At 70.3% G+C, this 18,559-nt stretch carries 21 protein-coding genes and 1 pseudogene; 16 read left to right on the forward strand and 6 right to left on the reverse strand.

The annotated features are described in order from the left end of the window. Positions 1–134 precede the first annotated feature (134 nt). Positions 135–602: an RDD family protein gene (locus SSP24_RS34580; protein ID WP_141313936.1), complete on the reverse strand. Its 468-nt coding sequence runs from the start codon at positions 600–602 to the stop codon at positions 135–137. 208 nt (positions 603–810) lie between these two features. On the opposite strand from SSP24_RS34580, the gene glnA reads away from it, so the two are divergent. Beyond that, a complete protein-coding gene (gene glnA / locus SSP24_RS34585) occupies positions 811–2,220 on the forward strand; it encodes a type I glutamate--ammonia ligase (RefSeq protein WP_141313937.1) in 1,410 nt (469 codons plus the stop codon). Between the two features lie 93 nt (positions 2,221–2,313). On the opposite strand, the gene SSP24_RS34590 is transcribed toward glnA, so the two are convergent. Beyond that, positions 2,314–2,571, reverse strand: coding sequence for a hypothetical protein (locus SSP24_RS34590; protein ID WP_141313938.1), 258 nt, complete (start codon positions 2,569–2,571; stop codon positions 2,314–2,316). A 181-nt stretch (positions 2,572–2,752) separates the two neighbouring features. Here SSP24_RS34590 and SSP24_RS34595 point away from each other — a divergent pair, with 181 nt between their 5' ends. The 3 genes from SSP24_RS34595 to pspAB all read left to right on the forward strand — a co-directional run bounded on the left by SSP24_RS34595 (position 2,753) and on the right by pspAB (position 4,613). Further along, positions 2,753–3,013, forward strand: a complete 261-nt coding sequence (locus SSP24_RS34595) for an SCO2583/SCO2584 N-terminal domain-containing protein (protein ID WP_141313939.1) — start codon at positions 2,753–2,755, stop codon at positions 3,011–3,013. Between the two features lie 98 nt (positions 3,014–3,111). Continuing rightward, positions 3,112–4,026 carry a zinc metalloprotease HtpX gene (gene htpX / locus SSP24_RS34600; RefSeq protein WP_141313940.1) on the forward strand — a complete coding sequence of 305 codons (915 nt, stop codon included), beginning with the start codon at positions 3,112–3,114 and terminating at the stop codon, positions 4,024–4,026. 2 nt (positions 4,027–4,028) lie between these two features. Beyond that, positions 4,029–4,613 carry a PspA-associated protein PspAB gene (gene pspAB / locus SSP24_RS34605; protein ID WP_141313941.1) on the forward strand — a complete coding sequence of 195 codons (585 nt, stop codon included), beginning with the start codon at positions 4,029–4,031 and terminating at the stop codon, positions 4,611–4,613. Between the two features lie 33 nt (positions 4,614–4,646). Here the strand turns inward: pspAB and SSP24_RS34610 are convergent, their stop codons facing one another. Continuing rightward, entirely contained in the window at positions 4,647–4,928 is a 282-nt protein-coding gene (locus SSP24_RS34610; protein WP_141313942.1) for a hypothetical protein, read from the reverse strand. A gap of 103 nt (positions 4,929–5,031) precedes the next feature. Here SSP24_RS34610 and SSP24_RS34615 point away from each other — a divergent pair, with 103 nt between their 5' ends. Next, positions 5,032–6,222, forward strand: a complete 1,191-nt coding sequence (locus tag SSP24_RS34615; protein WP_141313972.1) for a winged helix DNA-binding domain-containing protein — start codon at positions 5,032–5,034, stop codon at positions 6,220–6,222. Positions 6,223–6,574: 352 nt separating this feature from the next. Here SSP24_RS34615 and SSP24_RS34620 read toward each other — a convergent pair whose 3' ends face one another. Further along, the gene (locus tag SSP24_RS34620; RefSeq protein WP_141313943.1) at positions 6,575–6,889 is read right to left on the reverse strand and encodes a hypothetical protein; all 315 of its coding nucleotides are present in this window, start codon (positions 6,887–6,889) and stop codon (positions 6,575–6,577) included. A gap of 178 nt (positions 6,890–7,067) precedes the next feature. On the opposite strand from SSP24_RS34620, the gene SSP24_RS34625 reads away from it, so the two are divergent. The 7 genes and pseudogenes from SSP24_RS34625 (at position 7,068) to SSP24_RS34650 (ending at position 12,811) form a co-directional block, all read left to right on the forward strand. Further along, positions 7,068–7,427, forward strand: a complete 360-nt coding sequence (locus SSP24_RS34625; protein WP_141313944.1) for an arsenate reductase family protein — start codon at positions 7,068–7,070, stop codon at positions 7,425–7,427. Between the two features lie 111 nt (positions 7,428–7,538). Further along, positions 7,539–8,231, forward strand: coding sequence for an SCO2207 family protein (locus SSP24_RS34630; RefSeq protein ID WP_141313945.1), 693 nt, complete (start codon positions 7,539–7,541; stop codon positions 8,229–8,231). A 286-nt stretch (positions 8,232–8,517) separates the two neighbouring features. After that, positions 8,518–9,546 (forward strand): glutamine synthetase, encoded by a 1,029-nt coding sequence (gene glnII, locus SSP24_RS34635; RefSeq protein ID WP_141313946.1) that lies wholly within the window; start codon positions 8,518–8,520, stop codon positions 9,544–9,546. Positions 9,547–9,681: 135 nt separating this feature from the next. Continuing rightward, positions 9,682–10,707 (forward strand): SDR family oxidoreductase, encoded by a 1,026-nt coding sequence (locus tag SSP24_RS34640; protein WP_141313947.1) that lies wholly within the window; start codon positions 9,682–9,684, stop codon positions 10,705–10,707. 52 nt (positions 10,708–10,759) lie between these two features. Then, positions 10,760–10,930: a hypothetical protein gene (locus tag SSP24_RS43160; protein WP_167529793.1), complete on the forward strand. Its 171-nt coding sequence runs from the start codon at positions 10,760–10,762 to the stop codon at positions 10,928–10,930. Then, a pseudogene (locus tag SSP24_RS34645) lies at positions 10,909–11,049 on the forward strand (DNA-binding response regulator); the annotation flags it as partial. The gene SSP24_RS43160 and the pseudogene SSP24_RS34645, both read left to right, overlap by 22 nt. Positions 11,050–11,272: 223 nt before the next feature. Next, positions 11,273–12,811, forward strand: coding sequence for a DUF1996 domain-containing protein (locus tag SSP24_RS34650; protein WP_141313948.1), 1,539 nt, complete (start codon positions 11,273–11,275; stop codon positions 12,809–12,811). Between the two features lie 75 nt (positions 12,812–12,886). Here SSP24_RS34650 and SSP24_RS34655 read toward each other — a convergent pair whose 3' ends face one another. Continuing rightward, the gene (locus tag SSP24_RS34655) at positions 12,887–13,279 is read right to left on the reverse strand and encodes a hypothetical protein (RefSeq protein ID WP_141313949.1); all 393 of its coding nucleotides are present in this window, start codon (positions 13,277–13,279) and stop codon (positions 12,887–12,889) included. A gap of 115 nt (positions 13,280–13,394) precedes the next feature. Between SSP24_RS34655 and SSP24_RS34660 the strand changes: the two genes are divergently transcribed. From SSP24_RS34660 to SSP24_RS34675, 4 genes are all read left to right on the forward strand, one after another. Further along, positions 13,395–15,314, forward strand: coding sequence for a hypothetical protein (locus tag SSP24_RS34660; protein ID WP_141313950.1), 1,920 nt, complete (start codon positions 13,395–13,397; stop codon positions 15,312–15,314). Positions 15,315–15,402: 88 nt separating this feature from the next. Continuing rightward, positions 15,403–16,308 (forward strand): metal-dependent hydrolase, encoded by a 906-nt coding sequence (locus tag SSP24_RS34665; RefSeq protein WP_141313951.1) that lies wholly within the window; start codon positions 15,403–15,405, stop codon positions 16,306–16,308. Next, positions 16,308–17,348, forward strand: coding sequence for a PDR/VanB family oxidoreductase (locus tag SSP24_RS34670; protein ID WP_141313952.1), 1,041 nt, complete (start codon positions 16,308–16,310; stop codon positions 17,346–17,348). Before SSP24_RS34665 ends, SSP24_RS34670 begins: the two co-directional genes overlap by 1 nt. Positions 17,349–17,417: 69 nt before the next feature. Then, complete coding sequence (locus SSP24_RS34675) at positions 17,418–18,107, forward strand: TetR/AcrR family transcriptional regulator (RefSeq protein ID WP_141313953.1); 690 nt, start codon at positions 17,418–17,420, stop codon at positions 18,105–18,107. A gap of 9 nt (positions 18,108–18,116) precedes the next feature. Here SSP24_RS34675 and SSP24_RS34680 read toward each other — a convergent pair whose 3' ends face one another. Further along, positions 18,117–18,473 carry a 5-carboxymethyl-2-hydroxymuconate Delta-isomerase gene (locus SSP24_RS34680; RefSeq protein WP_141313954.1) on the reverse strand — a complete coding sequence of 119 codons (357 nt, stop codon included), beginning with the start codon at positions 18,471–18,473 and terminating at the stop codon, positions 18,117–18,119. Positions 18,474–18,559: the final 86 nt, after the last annotated feature.

The following is an 18,559-nucleotide window of genomic DNA, read 5'->3' on the forward strand; positions in this document are numbered from 1 at the left end:
GCCGAGCTGCGGCAGGTCCTGACGGCGGTCCTGCACCGCCGCTGAATCCGGCGAGATCCGACGGCTGACGAGTCGAAGGCCACCCGCACCGGGCCGTGCGGGTGGCCTTCGCCGTGTTCGGGGGCTTGCGGCCGTCAGATCCGTACTTCGACCGTCTGCGCGATCCGGTCGTGCAGGCCGCGGCCGTCCCGGTCCCAGATCAGGGCGGGGACGGCGAGGCAGAGCAGGACCGTGCGGAGCAGGGCGCGGCCCGGGTGGACGGTACCGGTGCCGAGGGCGACCACGCGCAGACCGAAGAGGCGCTTACCGGGGGTGACGCCGATCGTGCCGACGGTCAGGACGCTCATCACGAAGAAGATCAGCAGGGCCCAGTTGCCGGTCGTCTGGCCGTAGCCGTCCGTGATCAAGCTGTATGCGATCATGAGGCACAGCCCCCAGTCCACGGCCAGCGCGCCGAGCCGCCGACCGGGGCGGGCGATCGAGCCCGGCCCCTCCTCGGGCAGACCGAGCTGCTCGCCCCGGTAGCCGAAGTCCGCACCGGCGTCCTCCATGGCCGCGCGGGGGCCGGAGAGCCATGATCCGATTGCTTGCCTCTTGTCCACCCGACAAAGGTACTGCGCCCGGATTTGACCGGGGTACGCCGGGGTCGGTCCGCGTTACGGTGGAACGGAGCCGGTTAACTTCTGCGAAACAAATGGGTCACGCCCGAGAAATGACGCGTCCCTAGGGTCGAGGTCAGCGTGTGCCACCGCACTGGCCGCACGAACGAACTACCACCCCGGCGGGACGGTCGGGAGTAGGAGGAGCTGGATGTTCCAGAACGCCGACGAGGCCAAGAAGTTCATCGCGGACGAGGACGTCAAGTTCATCGACGTCCGCTTCTGCGACCTGCCGGGCGTCATGCAGCACTTCACGGTGCCCGTCGAGGCGTTCGACCCGGACGACGAGCTCGCCTTCGACGGATCCTCGATCCGCGGCTTCCAGGCCATTCACGAGTCCGACATGGCCCTGCGCGCCGACCTGTCGACCGCCCGCGTGGACCCGTTCCGCCGCGACAAGACGCTCAACATCAACTTCTTCATCCACGACCCGATCACGGGCGAGCAGTACAGCCGTGACCCGCGCAACGTGGCGAAGAAGGCCGAGGCGTACCTGGCCTCCACCGGGATCGCCGACACCGCGTACTTCGGCCCGGAGGCCGAGTTCTACGTCTTCGACAGCGTCCGCTTCAAGACGTCCGAGAACGAGTCCTTCTACCACATCGACTCCGAGGCGGGCGCCTGGAACACCGGTGCGCTGGAGGACAACCGCGGTTACAAGGTCCGCTACAAGGGCGGTTACTTCCCGGTCCCGCCGGTCGACCACTTCGCCGACCTGCGCGCCGAGATCTCCCTGGAGCTGAACCGCGCCGGCCTCAAGGTCGAGCGCCAGCACCACGAGGTGGGCACCGCCGGCCAGGCCGAGATCAACTACAAGTTCAACACGCTGCTCGCCGCCGCCGACGACCTGCAGCTCTTCAAGTACATCGTGAAGAACGTCGCCTGGCGCAACGGCAAGACCGCGACGTTCATGCCGAAGCCGATCTTCGGTGACAACGGCTCGGGCATGCACGTCCACCAGTCGCTGTGGAGCAACGGCGACCCGCTGTTCTACGACGAGCAGGGCTACGCCGGCCTGTCGGACACCGCCCGCTACTACATCGGCGGCATCCTCCGGCACGCTCCGTCACTGCTCGCCTTCACCAACCCGACGGTGAACTCGTACCACCGCCTGGTCCCGGGCTTCGAGGCGCCGGTCAACCTGGTGTACTCGCAGCGCAACCGCTCCGCCGCGATGCGTATCCCGATCACGGGCTCCAACCCGAAGGCCAAGCGCGTCGAGTTCCGCGCCCCGGACTCCTCCGGCAACCCGTACCTGGCGTTCTCCGCCCTGCTCCTCGCGGGTCTGGACGGCATCAAGAACAAGATCGAGCCGGCCGAGCCGATCGACAAGGACCTCTACGAGCTCGCCCCCGAGGAGCACGCGGGCGTCCCGCAGGTCCCGACCTCCCTCCCGGCCGTCCTCGACTCCCTGGAGGCCGACCACGAGTTCCTCCTCCAGGGCGACGTCTTCACGCCGGACCTGATCGAGACGTGGATCGACTACAAGCGCACGAACGAGATCGCCCCGCTGCAGCTGCGTCCGCACCCGCACGAGTTCGAGCTCTACTTCGACGTGTGATCGACGCCTGAGATGCGATGAGGGCCGCCACCTGGTACTTCGGGTGGCGGCCCTCGGGCTTTCGCCCCCGGTCCCGTGGAGTCGCTACTGCCTTCAGCGGACCACGATCACGACGGGAACGTTGCCGAAGTGGTTGAAGGGGTTGTAGAACCCGTAGCCGCCGAAGAAACCCCCGTAGCCGAACCGGTGCCGGTCGTGGCCCCACCAGTCGTCATCGCCCCAGTTCGCGGGAACGTTGGTCGTGGTGGTGGCTGCCGATGCCGTGCCGGCTGTGCCGATCGCGGCGCCACTGGCCATCAGTACGGCGATGGCGGACATCGCGAAGAGACGCCGAGCGCGTGGTGCTTTCATGAAGAAACCTTCCTTCCATCCCAGCGTGCGGGGCACGAGCCGGACGGATGGCCGCGGATGCGGCTTACTGAAAAAGGCTAAGCCCGCCACCGATCATTCGGCATCCTGAACGGGCTTCCCAGGAGTCCCGCGCACGGGGGATGATCGACCCGGAAACTGTTGTTCGAGAGAGGTAACGGGGATGCCCGAACGGGACGACGCCGAGAGAGAGTTCGACCTCAAGTGGGCGGACAACGCCGAGCACAAGGAGCCCTCCGCCCGGGCCCGGATGCTCGCGGCGCGCTGGAAGCACAATCCGCCCGGGCCGGTGCCGTTCCGGGCGGAACCGGAAGGGCAGCGGGCGCCGCGGCGGTCGTCGTGGATATCGACGGCCGTGGTGCTGGGGTGTGTGGCCGCGTTGATCGTATTGATCGGCTACATCAACTTCCGGGCGCCCTACTGATCCTTTGCCGGTCCTGGGACTGATCACGACCGCTTCATGGGGTGGGGCGGGTGCACACTGGGCAGTGGGACGAGTGCCTGAGCGCAGGATGGTGTTCCATGCACAGCCGCTTCCGGAGTGACCCGAAGCTGACCGCGCGGATGACGGTCACGCTCTTTCTGCTCGGATTGTTGTACGTGGCGTTCGTAGCCGCGTTGATCGTGTTGCTGAAGTCCTGGGTGCTGGTCGTGGTGATCGCGGCGGCGCTGCTGGGCGCGCAGTACTGGTTCTCCGACCGGATCGCGCTCTACGCGATGCGTGGCCGGGTCGTGGAGCGGGAGGAGTATCCGGAGCTGCACGGCGTGGTCGACCGGTTGTGTGCGGTGGCGGACATGCCCAAGCCGGTGGTCGCCGTCTCCGATATGGACATGCCGAACGCGTTCGCGACCGGCCGGAACCCCGACAACGCCGTGGTCTGCGTGACCACCGGCCTGCTGCGGCGGCTGGAGCCGGCGGAGCTGGAGGGGGTGCTCGCGCACGAGCTGTCGCACGTGGCGCACAAGGACGTCGCCGTGATCACGATCGCCTCGTTCCTCGGCGTGATCGCGGGGCTGATCGTGCGGTTCGCCTTCTACTCGCAGCTCTTCGGCGGCGGGCGGCGCGACCAGAACACCGCTGTGATCTTCATGGGGGTCATGGGCGTCTCCGCCGCCGTCTACGCGATCAGCTTCCTGCTGATCAGGGCGCTGTCGCGGTACCGGGAGCTGGCGGCCGACCGGGCGGCGGCGCTGCTGACCGGACGGCCGTCGATGCTGGCGTCGGCGCTCACCAAGGTGACCGGGGACATCGCGCGGATCCCGACGAAGGACCTGCGGACCGCGCAGGCTTTCAACGCCTTCTACTTCACGCCGGCGTTTGGCCGTGGTTCGGATGTCGCACGGCTGTTCTCCACCCACCCGAGCCTGGAGCAGCGGCTCGAACAACTGGGCCGGATCTCCGCCGAGTTGGGCGAGGCGACTCCCGGAAAGGCGTGAGCATGGGATTGCTGGACATCCTGCTCGGTCGTACGAAGCCGGTCGTACCCGATCTCGATCAGCTGTTCGCGCTGCCCTCGGCGGCGGTGACGCTGGAGGCGGCGGCGTCCTTCACGCCGACCGGGCACGGCGCGGTGTGCTTCGCGACGGTCGAGGGGGCCGCGTTCGACCAGACGCACCGGGAGGTGCGGGCGCTGCTGGACGCGGACACCGAGCGGACCGGGCCGCCGGTGGAGCTGGAGCGGGACGCGTACGGGTACTCCTGGCTGGTGTCCCGCCGGGCCCCCGACGAGCTGTCGCTGCTCGTCAACGATCTGCACGCGGTGAACAGCTCCATGGAGATCAACGGTTTCGGGCCGCAGCTGCTGTGCTCGCTGGCCGGTTTCCGGGACGATGCGGGGCGATCGCTCGCGCTGGTCTATCTCTACAAACGCGGCACCTTCTACCCGTTCGCGCCGCTGCCCGGTACGGGGCAGCGGCGCGACAACGCGCTGGAGCTTCAGGTGAAGGCCGCGCTGGCGGGTGATCTGCGGATCGAACAGGATCTGGGACGGTGGTTTCCCGTGTGGGGTGCGCCGGGGCTCTGAGCCGACCTACTTGCCCCGCCCCACTTGCCCGTCCTACTTGCTCCGCTCCCGCTCCTGACGGCGGGACTCCAGCGGCCGCTCGCGGCGGTAGCGGCGCTCCCACTTGGCCTGCTGGTCGCGGCGGTCGCGGTATGCCTTGTAGGTCGTGGGCGCGGGCCCGGGCGACGAGGGGGTCGAGGTCGACGATGTCGAGGACGCGTCGCGCCCGTACTGCACGTAGAGGAAGAGCAGGGCGACGGCGGCGAGCCAGTAGAGGTGGTTTCCGAATCCCAGGACGACCAGGACGACCGTCCCGGAGATGATGATGGTGCCCATGACGGGACTCCCTGGGAGGTGTGTTCTTCGGTGCACCGAGAGTAGCGCCGGGGATATGGGGGGCCGCATCTTCTTTTTCGTGAGGTTACGAGTGGAGGCCGGGATGGGTGTTGCGGGGTTGCCGTACGTCGGGGTGGTGGAGCGGCGGGCTCGGGTGGCGGTGCGGCATCGGCTGGCGGTGGGGGCGCGGGCCGGACGGCCCGAGGAGGTCGCCGACGCGCTGGTCGCGCTGCACGGTACGGATCCCGCGACCGTGCATCTGGCGGTGGGGGCGCGGCTGGCGGAGGCCGCGGGGACCGTGGCGGAGACCGGGCGGGCGTTGTACGGGGAGCGGACGCTGGTGCGGATGCACGGCATGCGGCACACCGTGTTCGTGTTTCCGACCGAGCTGACCGCCGTGGTGCACGCCTCGACGGGGCTCGCGGTGGCCGCGCGGGAGCGGGCCTCGTTGGTCAAGGACATGGCCAAGGCGGGGGCGCCGGACGCGGCCTGGCTGAAGGAGGTCGAGGAGTCGACGCTGGCCGTGCTCGGGCGGCGCGGGGAGGCCACGGCGGCCGAACTCGCCGGGGAGGAGCCGCGGTTGCGGGAGCAGTTCGCGTATGCCGCCGGGAAGAGCTACGAGGGCGTCCACACCGTGTCGACCCGGCTGCTGCGGGTGCTGGGCCTGGAGGGGAAGGTCGTACGGGGGCGGCCGCTCGGCTCGTGGACGTCGAGTCAGTTCCGCTGGGCGCTGGCGCCCGAGCATCCGGAGCTGGACATCGCCGAGGCGCAGGCCGCGCTGCTGCGCCGCTGGCTGACGGCGTGCGGGCCGGCGACCGAGGCCGACCTCAAGTGGTGGACGGGGTGGCGGGTGACCGAGGTCCGTAGAGCGCTGGCCGCGATCGGGGCGCAGGAGGTGCGGCTGGACGAGGGCACGGGGTACGTCGTCGAGGGCGACGTCGAGCCGGTGGCGGGGCCGGTCGAGCCGTGGGCCGCGCTGCTGCCGGCCCTCGACCCCACGGCGATGGCCCGGCAGCACCGCGACTGGTTCCTCGCGCCCGAGCTGCGGCCCGCCCTGTTCGACCGCAGCGGCAACGTCGGGCCGACGGTGTGGTGGGACGGACGGGTCGTGGGCGGCTGGGCCCAGCGGGCCGACGGGGAGATCGTGTGGCGGGTGCTGGAGGAGAAGGGCGTGGGCCGGGATGCGCTCACGGCGATCGAGGGGGAGGTGGAGCGGCTGCGGCAGTGGGTGGGGGCGACCAGGATCACGCCGCGGTTCCGGACGCCGTTGGAGCGGGAGTTGGCGGTGGGGTGAGGGGGAGCCGCCGGGCATCACAGAGGTGCGCCGGACGACGCCGGACCGCGCGGGCCGACAGGTGCGCCGGGTGCCGCCGCGAACCGTTCGCACCCGGCGCGACGAGCGAACCGCGTGAGCGGGGCGGACGCACCGCGCGACATACCGACAGCGTGAGCCGACACACCCCGCGGCACAGGACCGAGCGCGATGAGCGGATGCGCGGTGCACCGCGAGCGGACTTGAGTGGGCGAGCGCGCCCCGTACCGCTGGAAACGAGCGGGGCGAGAGCCTGCGTCGGGTGGTACGAGGCCAGGCGGGCCGAGATGTGCGCCGGGCGCCGCCGACGACCGTGCGGCGCCCGGCGACCGGCTCACCGTGTGTAGCGCAGCAGCGCCCGCACCATGTGGCACGTCGTGTCGGACGGCGGGTGGACGCCGATGACTTCCGCGGTGTCGCGGATCGTCTCGTTGCGTGCCTGGTTCGGCACGTACACCCCCGAGTCGAGCAGCGCGATCGCAAGGCGCATGGCCTTGAGCCGGCGGTTGTGCGAGATGTACCACTCACGCGGACGCCCCGGCGGCAACGGCCGCTTCTCCACGGGTGCGTAGGGAAGGTCGAGCAGGACGGGGCGCTTCGCGGTGGACTGGGTCGGCAACGGCTTCGGCTTCAGTGCGGCAGCGGGCACAGGCATCCTCCTGTCGCGGTCAGGGCGCCGACCGGACACTCCGGCGACACCCTCGAACACTGCTTCTATTCTACTGGCCCCCACTGACAAAAGCCCCTGGCCACAAGGGCGTTCGGGGGTGCAGTGACACACGTGGAAGACGGGTTTTCGGGGCCGGCCGACGGCGTACCGTGGCCGCATGGAAATCTGGATCAACCCCGCCTGCTCCAAGTGCCGCAGCGCCGTGAAACTGCTCGACGCCGAGGGCGCCGACTACACCGTCCGCCGTTATCTGGAGGACGTACCGACCGAGGACGAGATCCGCGACGTACTCGACCGTCTGGGCCTGGAGCCCTGGGAGATCACGCGGACCCAGGAGGCCGTGGCCAAGGAGCTCGGCCTGAAGGAGTGGCCGCGCGACGCCGCCGCTCGCGATCGCTGGGTGACCGCCCTCGCCGAGCACCCCAAGCTCATCCAACGGCCCATCATCACCGCGGACGACGGCACCGCGGTCGTCGCCCGCAGCGACGAGGCCGTACGGGACGCGCTGTCCCGCTAGCAACTCCCCTGTGACGCACGACACTTCAACGTACTCCTGTAACCACTGAGTAACCTCGTTCGGGATCTCGTACATAGCGGCGTACGCTCCCCGACCTCTCAGGAGGCGCGCATGTCGCGTAGGAGAACTCTCAGCACGAAGAAGAAGCTGGCCCTGCTGGTCAGCGCGGCGTCGGTGGCGGGCGGTGGTGCGTTCGTCATGGCGAGCACCTCGAACGCCGCCCAGTCCGCGGCGGACTCGACGGTCTGCCAGGGCCTCGCCACCGCCCTCGGCAACAACCAGCGGTTCATCGAGGGCCAGCGGGCCAACCCGGACGCGCAGTCCGCGGCGCGGATCGCCAACCGCGAGGCCGTCATCGCCCAGATCCAGCGTCAGCAGGAAGCGTCCGGGTGCGAGGTTGGGGAGTCGGCTCAGGGCTCCCAGGCCGCGCAGCCCGGCCAGCAGGGCGAGGACGCCGGTCAGGGCACCGGTGAGCAGGCGGGGGGCGCCGGTGAGCAGGCCGCGCCGCCCTCCGAGCCCGCCGCCCCGGGCGACGGCGGTGGCGCCGCCGCCTCCGGGGAGCAGGTCTGCAACGGCTCCACCGTCACGCTCTCCGGCGAGGGCGGCGCCCCGGCCGCGTCGAGCAACCAGTTCCCGGCGGGTACGCAGCTGAAGGTCACCAACCTGGACAACAACAAGTCCACGACGGTGGAGGTCACTTCGGTCTCGGGCAGCTGTGTCCTGCTCAACAACGCGGCCTTCGAACAGGTCCGGGAGCCCGGCAAGTTCCTGATCCGCCGAGCCGTGATCGAGAAGGTGGGGTGAGGTAGGGGTTCTGGGCGGGGTCCTGCTGCTCGTGGCCGCGAGCAGCAGGACCGGCACGTTCCCGCCCCTCACTCCAACCCCATCGCATACGAGCCGCCCCGCGCACGCGCCGGGGCCTCACAGCGTGAGGTGGGCGACACCGTCACCCAGTAACACGGGGTTCACAAACGGGCAATGATCGGGAAATCGCCTGTTGACAGGCTGCCGGGCAGAAGGCGGCGTCCCAGCGTCGCAGCGCCACCGCACCCGCAAGCGCGCCCAGACCCACCCCCGAAGGATGAGGCCCGTGACCTTCAAGGCTGAGTACATCTGGATCGACGGCACCGAACCGACGGCCAAGCTTCGTTCCAAGACGAAGATCATGGCCGACGACGCCAAGGGTGCCGAGCTGCCGATCTGGGGCTTCGACGGGTCCTCCACGAACCAGGCCGAGGGCCACGCCTCGGACTGCGTGCTCAAGCCGGTCTTCTCCTGCCCGGACCCGATCCGCGGCGGTGACGACATCCTGGTGCTGTGCGAGGTCCTCAACACGGACATGACCCCGCACCCGTCCAACACGCGCGCCGCGCTGGTCGAGGTCGCCGAGAAGTTCGCCGCGCAGGAGCCGATCTTCGGCATCGAGCAGGAGTACACCTTCTTCGACGGCTCCCGCCCGCTCGGCTTCCCCGAGGGCGGCTTCCCGGCCCCGCAGGGCGGCTACTACTGCGGTGTCGGCGCCGACGAGATCTTCGGCCGTGAGATCGTCGAGGCCCACCTGGAGAACTGCCTGAAGGCGGGCCTGGGCCTGTCCGGCATCAACGCCGAGGTCATGCCCGGCCAGTGGGAGTTCCAGGTCGGCCCGCTGTCCCCGCTGGAGGTCTCCGACCAGCTGTGGGTGGCCCGCTGGCTGCTCTACCGCACCGCCGAGGACTTCGGCATCTCCGCCACCCTCGACCCCAAGCCGGTCAAGGGCGACTGGAACGGCGCCGGCGCGCACACCAACTTCTCCACCAAGGCGATGCGCGAGGGCTACGACGCGATCATCACCGCCTGCGAGTCGCTCGGTGAGGGCTCCAAGCCGCTGGACCACGTCAAGAACTACGGCGCCGGCATCGACGACCGCCTGACCGGCCTGCACGAGACCGCCCCCTGGGACAAGTTCTCCTATGGCGTCTCCAACCGCGGTGCCTCGGTCCGTATCCCGTGGCAGGTCGAGAAGGACGGCAAGGGCTACATCGAGGACCGCCGCCCGAACGCCAACGTCGACCCGTACGTGGTGACCCGCCTCCTGGTCGACACCTGCTGCTCCGCCCTGGAGAAGGCCGGCCAGGTCTGATCCACTGCGCTCTGCCCGAAAGGGGGCGTCCACCGTCACGGTGGCCGCCCCCTTTCGGTCTGCGGACACACCTGATCGTCTGCTGTCGGCAGAACCCGGTTCCCTCCCGCCGTTCCTCCGGGGAGAGTCACCGGCATGAGACTGCTGATGCTGGGTGGGACCGAGTTCGCGGGACGTGCGGTAGTGGAGGCGGCGCTCGGGCGTGGTTGGGACGTGACCGTGTTCCACCGGGGACGGCACGCGGCCCCGCCCGGGGTACGGGAGGTGCTGGGCGACCGCACCGCGCCCGACGGGCTAGCCGCCCTCACGGAGGCGGAGGGCGACTGGGACGCCGTCGTCGACACCTGGTCGGCAGCGCCCCGGGCGGTGCGGGACGCGGCGCGGCTGCTGCGGGACCGCGCCGGGCGGTATGCGTACGTGTCGAGCTGCTCGGTGTACGCCTGGGCCCCGCCCGCCGGGTACACCGAGGACGCGCCGCTGGTCGAGGGCGCCGAGGCCGACGCGGACCACACCGACTACGCCCGCGACAAGCGGGGCGGTGAGCTGGCCGCCGTCGAGGCCTTCGGCACCGAGCGCTCGCTGCTGGTGCGGGCCGGGCTGCTGCTCGGGCCGTACGAGAACATCGGCCGCCTGCCCTGGTGGCTGGCCCGCATCGCCCGCGGCGGCCCGGTACTGGCGCCGGGTCCGCGCGAGCTGCCGGTGCAGTTCGTCGACGTTCGCGATCTCGCCGAGTGGATCCTGGACGCGGTGGAGCAGGAGCGCAGCGGGCCGTACAACCTGATCGGTCCCCGTGGGCACACCACCATGGGCGAGCTGCTGGACGAGTGCGTGCGGGTGACCGGCGCGGTTGCCGAGCTGCGCTGGACCGCGCCCGAGGTGGTGCTGGGGGCGGGCATCGAGCCGTGGAGCCAGTTGCCGGTGTGGGTGCCGCCGGGCAGCGAGCTGCACGACGCCCTGCACGGCGCGGACGTCTCCCGCGCGCTCGCCGCCGGGCTGCGCTGCCGGCCGGCCGGCGAGACCGTCGCCGACACCTGGCGCTGGCTGCGGGAGATCGGCGGGACGGCCCCGCAGCGGCCGGACCGGCCGCCGGTGGGCCTGGATCCGGAGGTGGAGGCGAAGCTGCTCGCGGGCGGCGGGGGTGTACCTGGCACCACCCCCTGACCGGGGGCTTCGGTCCAGTGACCGGCCCCGAGGGGTCGGCGAGACTGGGCCCATGAACACCAACACGAAGAACGGCGGCGCGAGTTCGAGGGCACGGGGCATGCTGCGCGCCGCCGGGCGGGGGCTCGTGCTGGCCGTCGTCTCACTGCCGCCGGCCGTCCTGTGCCTCACCTTCTCCGCCGTGTCGATCGCGCTCATTCGATCGCCACGCATCTGGTGGTGACGGAACGGGCGATCGCCAAACACACCTCCAACATCTTCGCCAAATTGGGCCTGGAGGTGTCGGACGACGACAACCGTCGCGTCCTGGCGGTTCTCGCGTATCTCGACCACGGTCGCTGATATTCGACCACGGTCACCGAAAACACCCCCGCTCACTCACTCGCCGTGGACGATCAACAACTCCCGGTGTTCCAGGGGCTGTTGGTTCCACAGTGCCCTCACGAACTTCTCATCAATTTCCGCGACGGCTGAACACGCGTGGGACGGGCTCCGTATGGGAGGGCGCCGCTTCACTCCTGTCGGGCGCCTCGGTGCTGCCCCGCAAGGAAGTCAGAGGAGTTCCATGGGACGCAATACACGAAAACGCCGTACGCCGCTGGCCACCAAGGCCATTGCCGCATCGGCGGCCCTAGCGCTCGGTGGGGGCGGGCTGATCTGGGCGAATTTCTATGCCTCGGCACACGAGGAGAACCGCTGGGGGTCGAACCAGACGAGGTCGGCAGGGGCCCAGATCGCCACGATCTCCTGCCCCGACGTCGGCCTGAAACTCAGGAACGTGCCGCGAAAGGCGCGCTACGGCGTCGCCAAGGAGCTCGCCAACCTGGACAAGCAGATCACCGACGCGTACACCCGTCTCGCCTCCACTCGGCAGGCGCAGGCGGGCGACCCCGGATTCGTCCAGAACGCGATTCTCGGGCCCCTGCAGTCCAAGCGCGTCGCGGCCATCGACCGGATCGGGATCAACATCCGGCGGGTGGGCGGCACCGCTCCGAAGGGCCTGGAGAAGTTCGCGCAGTGCAAGGGCGTGCCGGCCGAGCAACCGCAGCCCAACGACGGCAACGGCGACCAGAACGACGGCGGTCAGGACAACGGCCAGGACCAGGGCCAGGACAACGGCCAGGGTCAGGACAACGGCCAGGACAACGGCAACGGACAGGACAACGGCAACGGTGCCGCCGGTCCGGTCGCCGACGACTTCGTCGACATCACCACCGTCCAGCCGAACACGCCGCCGTCGAACGGCAACGGGCTCAAGGCGAACGGGGACACCGGTTCGACGGGCAGCTTCACCACCGTCTGCGGTGTCAATGAGAACAACAACTTCAACACCGACAACCTGATCGTCGCCCCCGGCGTCGACAACGGCGCGCGCCACACGCACGACTACGTCGGCAACCAGGGCAACAACGCCTTCGCCAGCGACCAGGATCTCGCGGGCGCCGATACCAGCTGCCAGAACCAGGACGACAAGTCCACGTACTACTGGCCGGTGCTGCGCCTCCAGGACGGCACCGAGGAGTTCGACCAGAACGAGCTGGGCGGTGGCGCCGAGGGCAACCTCGGCCGGATCCTGAAGGCCGAGACGGCCGAGATCAAGTTCGTCGGCAACAAGCAGAGCGACGTCGTCGCGATGCCGAAGTTCCTGCGGATCATCACCGGCGCCGCCAACGCCTTCACCGGCGGCGACGCGAACGCCAACGCCTCGTGGAGCTGCACCGGCTTCGAGGACCGGCAGCTGACGGACAAGTACCCGATCTGCCCCGAGGGCAGCAAGGTGGTCCGCACGGCCAACTTCCAGAGCTGCTGGGACGGCCAGAACATCGACAGCGCCAACCACCGCACCCACGTCGACTTCGTCGAGGCGGACGGCTCTTGCGCGAACGGCTTCCAGGCCATCCCCCAGCTGCAGATCCGTCTGGTGTACGACGTGCCGGCCCCGGTGATCGAGAACGGACAGGTGCAAACCCCGTTCGCGGTGGACGGCTTCCCGGAGGAGCTGCACAAGCCGATCACCGACCACAACGACTTCATCAACGTCATGGACGAGGACCTGATGAACCAGGTGGTCGACTGCATCAACAGCGGTCAGGACTGCCAGTGACGCGGTAGCCGGTGACCATGAGAAGGCCGGCGGTGGGATCCCCCACCGCCGGCCTTCTCGTCTGCCCGAGCGTTTTCAGTGGTGGCCGGAATGGTCGGCCCCGATCTCCAGCGTCCCCCCGAGTTCCCCGCCCAGGTCCGTCACGACGTCCTTGTGGCCGACGGCGACCCACTTGCGGCCGACGAGGAAGAAGCCCCCCATGCGCTTGGACTCGTTGATCCACTCGCGCTGACCGCGGTCGGTGGCGAAGGTGGCGAGGATGTACTTCTCGTCGCCCTCCTTGCAGAGGGCCTGGCGCAGCTCGTCGGCGTCGATCTGGATGTTCGGCGTGCACTTCACCTCGGCGGCCAGCTGTTCCAGGCTGCCGGTCGCCGTCTCGGCCGCCTGGTCACCGCTGGAGCCGCAGCCCGCGAGCGCCAGCACCGCAACCGCACCGCTCACGGCGAGCATCGGACGGGTCAACCTCATCTGTTCCTCCGGTCGGTCAGGGAGGGCACACACCTGTGCCCCCCGTTCGATACGGCTGGAGCTCGTTCGGTGCTCAATCCGGTGACCTCACGCTGATTCGCTCGTTCTGCTGAACGTGCAGTCACAGGATGTCGCCCCGCGCCCCACGTCTTCCGCTTCCGCCCCGGTCGTCGACGTCGAGCAGGTCGAGGCCGCGCTCGTCGAGCACTACCCGCGGCTGGTCCGCCTCGCCTACTTGGTGCTGCCGCCCGGTCTGGGCCGCAACCGGCGTGTTCTGACCGCGCACGCGCTCACCCAGCGCGCGCTGCCCCGCGGCCGCGCCGCGGCGTCGGTGATCCCGGCCCAGTCCACCGGCCGCGACGGCGACCCGGGCTACGCCTTCGTCCGCCTCCAGGTGCTGCGTACGGCACTGGAGGCGGGCCTGCCGCTGCGGCGCAAGGCGTGGCCCAAGCGGTCCCAGCTGCCGCCGCTGCTCCCCCAGGTGTGGGGCCTGCGCCTGTTCCCGCGCTCGGGCGGCGCCGAGGAACTCGCGCTGGACCAGCGCCTGTCCGCGCTCTCCGCCCCCGCCCGCGCCGCCTACGTCCTGCGCGGCCTGGAGCGGCTCCCCGACAGCGACGTCCACCATGTCCTGCGCACCGCCGGTGTCGACGACCCGGACGCCGCGCTCCAGGAGGCCGACGGCGTCCCCGCGCAGTACGCGCTGCTCGACTCCCCCGAGTTCGACCCCTGCTCGCTGCAGGCCCGGCCCACCGACCTGATGCGCCGCCGCCAGCACCTGAAGGCCGCGCTCGCCGCCGCCGCGGCCCTCGCCGTGTGCGGGGCGCTGCTCGCCCTCCCCGGCGACGGCTGGGGCCCCGACGGCGCCGCGGCCCCGCCGTACGCGCAGAACCCGGCCGCCCAGGCGGCCCTCGACCCCAGCAGGCTGGTGAAGGTCTCCCCCGCCGCCTGGCGGTCCGCCACCCGCACCGACTTCTCCGTGTGGCCCGCGCGCGGCGACCTCACCACCGACAGTGCATTGCTGCGCCGCGCCCTCGCCGTCTGGGCGCGCCCCGGCGAGACGGTCCGGGTCTCGGCGACCCGCGGCACCCCGTCCGGCGGCCCGGCCGGCCCGCCCCAACTGCTCTTCGCCGGAAACGTCGACAACGCGCGCGTGGTGGTCTTCTACGACGGTCTGCGCATCGCCCGCTACGCCGAGCCGAAGGACGGCACGGCCGGCGCCGCCCTCGACTTCTCCCGCGCCGACGGCGCGACCCGTATCGAGGCGAGCGCGGTGCTGCTGAACCGGACCGACGGCAACGTCCGCTATCTGACCGCGCCGTGGGTGAAGAAGACGGCCGAGCGGGACCTGCTGAAGCCGGGCTCCGGCGCGATGAACCTCGCCCTCACCGACGGCATCACCGCACCGCTGGCCAGCCCCGTCGCCCAGACCGGCGCCTGCGCCTCCTGGAACGTCCTGCAGATCACCGACGACTCCGGTACGCGGCTGATGGCCGACCTCGGTGAACTCGTCCCGGCCCGCCTCACCACCGGCCGCCCGGGCAAGACGCATGACGCGGCCGGGGCGGAGGCACTGCGCACCTGGGCGCCGTACGGCTGCTCGCTGGCCGATCTGCGCGGGCACGGCGTGCGGTCGGTGAACGCCTGGCAGTACGCCGCCCAGCCACTGCCCGACGCGAGCGGCACGGCGGCATGGGTGTGCACGCGCGCGGAGACCTGGCGGGGCGGCGGCGAGCGGGTGCTGGCGCAGTTCCACACGCCGGGCGGCAAGTACGGGGCGGTGGCCGCGAAGGCCGAGAACGTGGCGGCCTGCGGGCCACGCGATCCTCATGTGCTGGCCGGGGTGCTGTGGAAGTCCGAGGCGGGCCCCTGGTATCTGCTGGCGGCGGGCAGCCGGGACACCGCGTCGATCAGCACGACGGGCGGGGTGGAACGGACCGCGCAGGGCAACGTGCTGGCCGCGAAGACGAAGCAGGGCGTCAAGGCCGAGCTGAAGGGGACACTGACGGACGGGCGGTCGATCAACGGCCTTGGCTAGGCGACACGGCCTGCGCTAGCTGACACGGGCGTCAACAAGTCGCCGCACGAGGGTTCCGCGGCGACTTACCCGTCAGTACATTGACGCCATGTCTAACACGCACGCCCGGGCGCCCCGCCCCGTAGAGTCCGAGCGCATCCCGCTCAAGCCGCGGAAGGTGTCCTTCTCCTGGGAGGACACACCGCTGCACTGGGTGCCGGGTGATCCGTTCACCACGCACACCATCAACGTGCTGCATCTGCTGCTGCCCGCCGGTGAGCGGTGGTTCGTGCATGTGTACAAGCAGGTGCTGCCGTACATACGGGACGACCGGCTGCGCGAGGACGTCATCGGGTTCATCGGGCAGGAGGCGATGCACTCCCAGGCCCACGACGAGGTGCTGCCGCATCTGAAGGAGCAGGGACTCGATCCGACGCCGTACACCGCGCAGGTCGACTGGCTCTTCGAGAAGCTACTCGGGGACCGGACCCTGCCGCCGGGCCGGGCGCGCCGGTGGTGGCTGATGGAGCGGGTCGCGCTGATCGCGGCGATCGAGCACTACACCGCCTTCCTCGGCGACTGGGTGCTGAACGCCGAGGAACTGGACCGGCGCGGGGCCGATCCGACCATGCTGGACCTGCTGCGCTGGCACGGCGCCGAGGAGGTCGAGCACCGGTCCGTCGCCTTCGACCTCTTCATGCACGTCGACGGCGGCTACGCGCGCCGCGTCCGCACCTGGGCGACCGCCTTCTCGGCGTTGGTGTTCCTGTGGCAACGCGGGGCGCGCTTCTTCATGGCGAACGACCCCACGCTGCTCGACGGAAAGGCCACCTTCAAGGACTTCCACGTGCGTGGCAGGCGGGGTGTGCTGCCGACGACCGGTGCCATGGTGAGGTCGATTCCGCGCTATCTCAGCCGCACGTATCACCCGTCGCAGGAAGGTTCCACCGAGCAGGCGGTCGCCTATCTCGCATCCTCGCCCGCGGCGCTCGCCGCCGAGAAGGGGGGCGCGTGATGCCGAGGCTGCGTACCGCGGTGGTCGTCGCGGGGGCCGCGCTGCTGGCCCGGCGCGCGATGCGGCGCCGGATCCAGGCCTCGCCGCTGTGGCCGATGCCCGCCCTGGACGAGCCGGTCTCCGGGCGGCCGCGGTCGCGGGCGCTCAGGCTTCTGGTCGCCTCGCGGGAGACGATCGCAGAGGGGGTCGTCCAACTCCGCCTTGAAGGACACGACTTGCCGTGCTGGGAGCCCGGGGCGCATCTGGATCTGGTGCTGCCGTCGGGGCTGGTGCGGCAGTACTCGCTGTGCGGCGACCCGGAGGACACCTCGTCGTACACGGTCGCCACCCGGCTGGTGCCGGACGGGCGGGGCGGTTCGCGGGAGGTGCACGAACAGGTGCGGGAGGGGATGGAGATCGAGGTGCGCGGGCCTCGTAACCGCTTCCCGCTTGTTGCCTCGGACTCGTACGTCTTCGTCGCGGGGGGCATCGGGATCACGCCGGTCCTGCCGATGCTGCGGGCGCTGCCGGAGGGCGTGGAGTGGCGGCTGCTCTACGGGGGCCGGACGCGGGCGTCGATGCCGTTTCTGGAGGAGGTCGTGAAGCTCGGCGGCGACCGGGTGACCGTCGTGGCCGAGGACGAGGTCGGACTGCCGGACCTGGACGCGCTGTTCGCGGATGTCCCGGGGAACGCCACCGTGTACTGCTGTGGGCCGGAGGGGTTGATGGCGGCGGTCGAGGAGCGGTTTCCCGAGGTGCGCCTGGAGCGGTTCGCGCCCCGGACGTCGGTCGACGGAAACGCTGCCTTCGAGGTCGAACTTCGGCGCAGCGGACGGACGTTGACCGTGCCCGCCGACAGCACCGTGCTCGCCGCGGTGCGGGCCGAGCTGCCGAACACCGCGTACTCCTGTGAGCAGGGTTTCTGCGGGACCTGTCAGCAGCGGGTGCTGGAGGGTGAGGTCGACCACCGGGACGAGTTGCTGACCGACGGGGAACGGGCCGACTCGATGCTGATCTGCGTGTCACGGGCGCGAAGCGAACGGCTCGTGCTGGATATGTGAGCGGTTCCGGCGAACACCCCGGATCGGGCCTGTCCGTTGAAGGCTGGATCCGATCGGTAAGGTGTTCGTATGTCTACCGGGGTTCGCCGCAGAATGGGTGTCGAGGAGCGGCGGCAGCAGTTGATCGGCGTCGCCCTCGAACTGTTCAGCCGCCGCTCCCCCGACGAGGTCTCCATCGACGAGATAGCGTCCGCCGCGGGTATCTCACGCCCGCTGGTATACCACTACTTCCCCGGCAAACTCAGCCTGTACGAGGCCGCGTTGCAGCGGGCGGCGGACGATCTGGCGGGCCGGTTCGTGGAGCCCCACGAGGGGCCGCTGGGGGCTCGGCTGCTGCGCGTGATGCGCCGGTTCTTCGACTTCGTCGACGAGCACGGCCCAGGTTTCTCGGCGTTGATGCGGGGCGGCCCTGCAGTTGGCTCCTCGACGACGAACGCGCTCATCGATGCCGTACGGCAGGCCGCGTATGACCAGATCCTTGCGCATCTCGGCGTCGAGAATCCGCCCGCGCGACTGGAACTGGTCGTGCGGTCGTGGATCTCGCTCGCCGAGTCGACGGCGTTGATCTGGCTGGACGGCCGGCGCATCCCGCGTGCCGAGCTGGAGTACCAGCTCGTGCACGACTTCGCGGCACTTGCGGCCGTCAGCGCGGCCCACGACGAGGAGATGGCGATGCTGATGCGCCAGGTCCTCAAGGACGAGCCGACCGACGGGCCGTTCAGCGATCTGGTCGGTCGGTTGATCTCCCTGGCGTCCTAGGCGCCGAACTCAGGCTTCGAACTTCCGGTACGACGGGTCGAGTTCGCGTACCTCGGCCGACGCGTGCAGGTCGAGGCCCTCGGCGGGCTTCACGTACTGCCGCAGCAGCTCCAGTACGGCCTCGGTGAGCCGCGCCTTGGTCTCGTCGGTGCGCCCGGTCAGGAGGCCGATGTGCACATGCACCACGGCGTGCCCCTCGGCGTCGGGGCCGACCGTGGTGTTCTCGGTCCGGCGGAACTGCGTCTTGCACGCCGGGGGCTTCGCGGCCGCGATGTCGACCACGGCCGCGTGCAGGGCCCGGGCGAAGCCCGGGCGGTCGAAGCCCTCCGCGAGCTGCTCGGAATAGTCGACGGTGATCTGCGGCATGGGTGGGTGCTCCTGTTCTCCGGCGGACAGGAGCACCCTACGCTCCGCGGGTTGTGCGGGATTGGGTTGTCTTTTGGGTGCGGGTG

The organism is Streptomyces spinoverrucosus (assembly GCF_006539505.1).
Lineage (GTDB): Bacteria > Actinomycetota > Actinomycetes > Streptomycetales > Streptomycetaceae > Streptomyces > Streptomyces spinoverrucosus.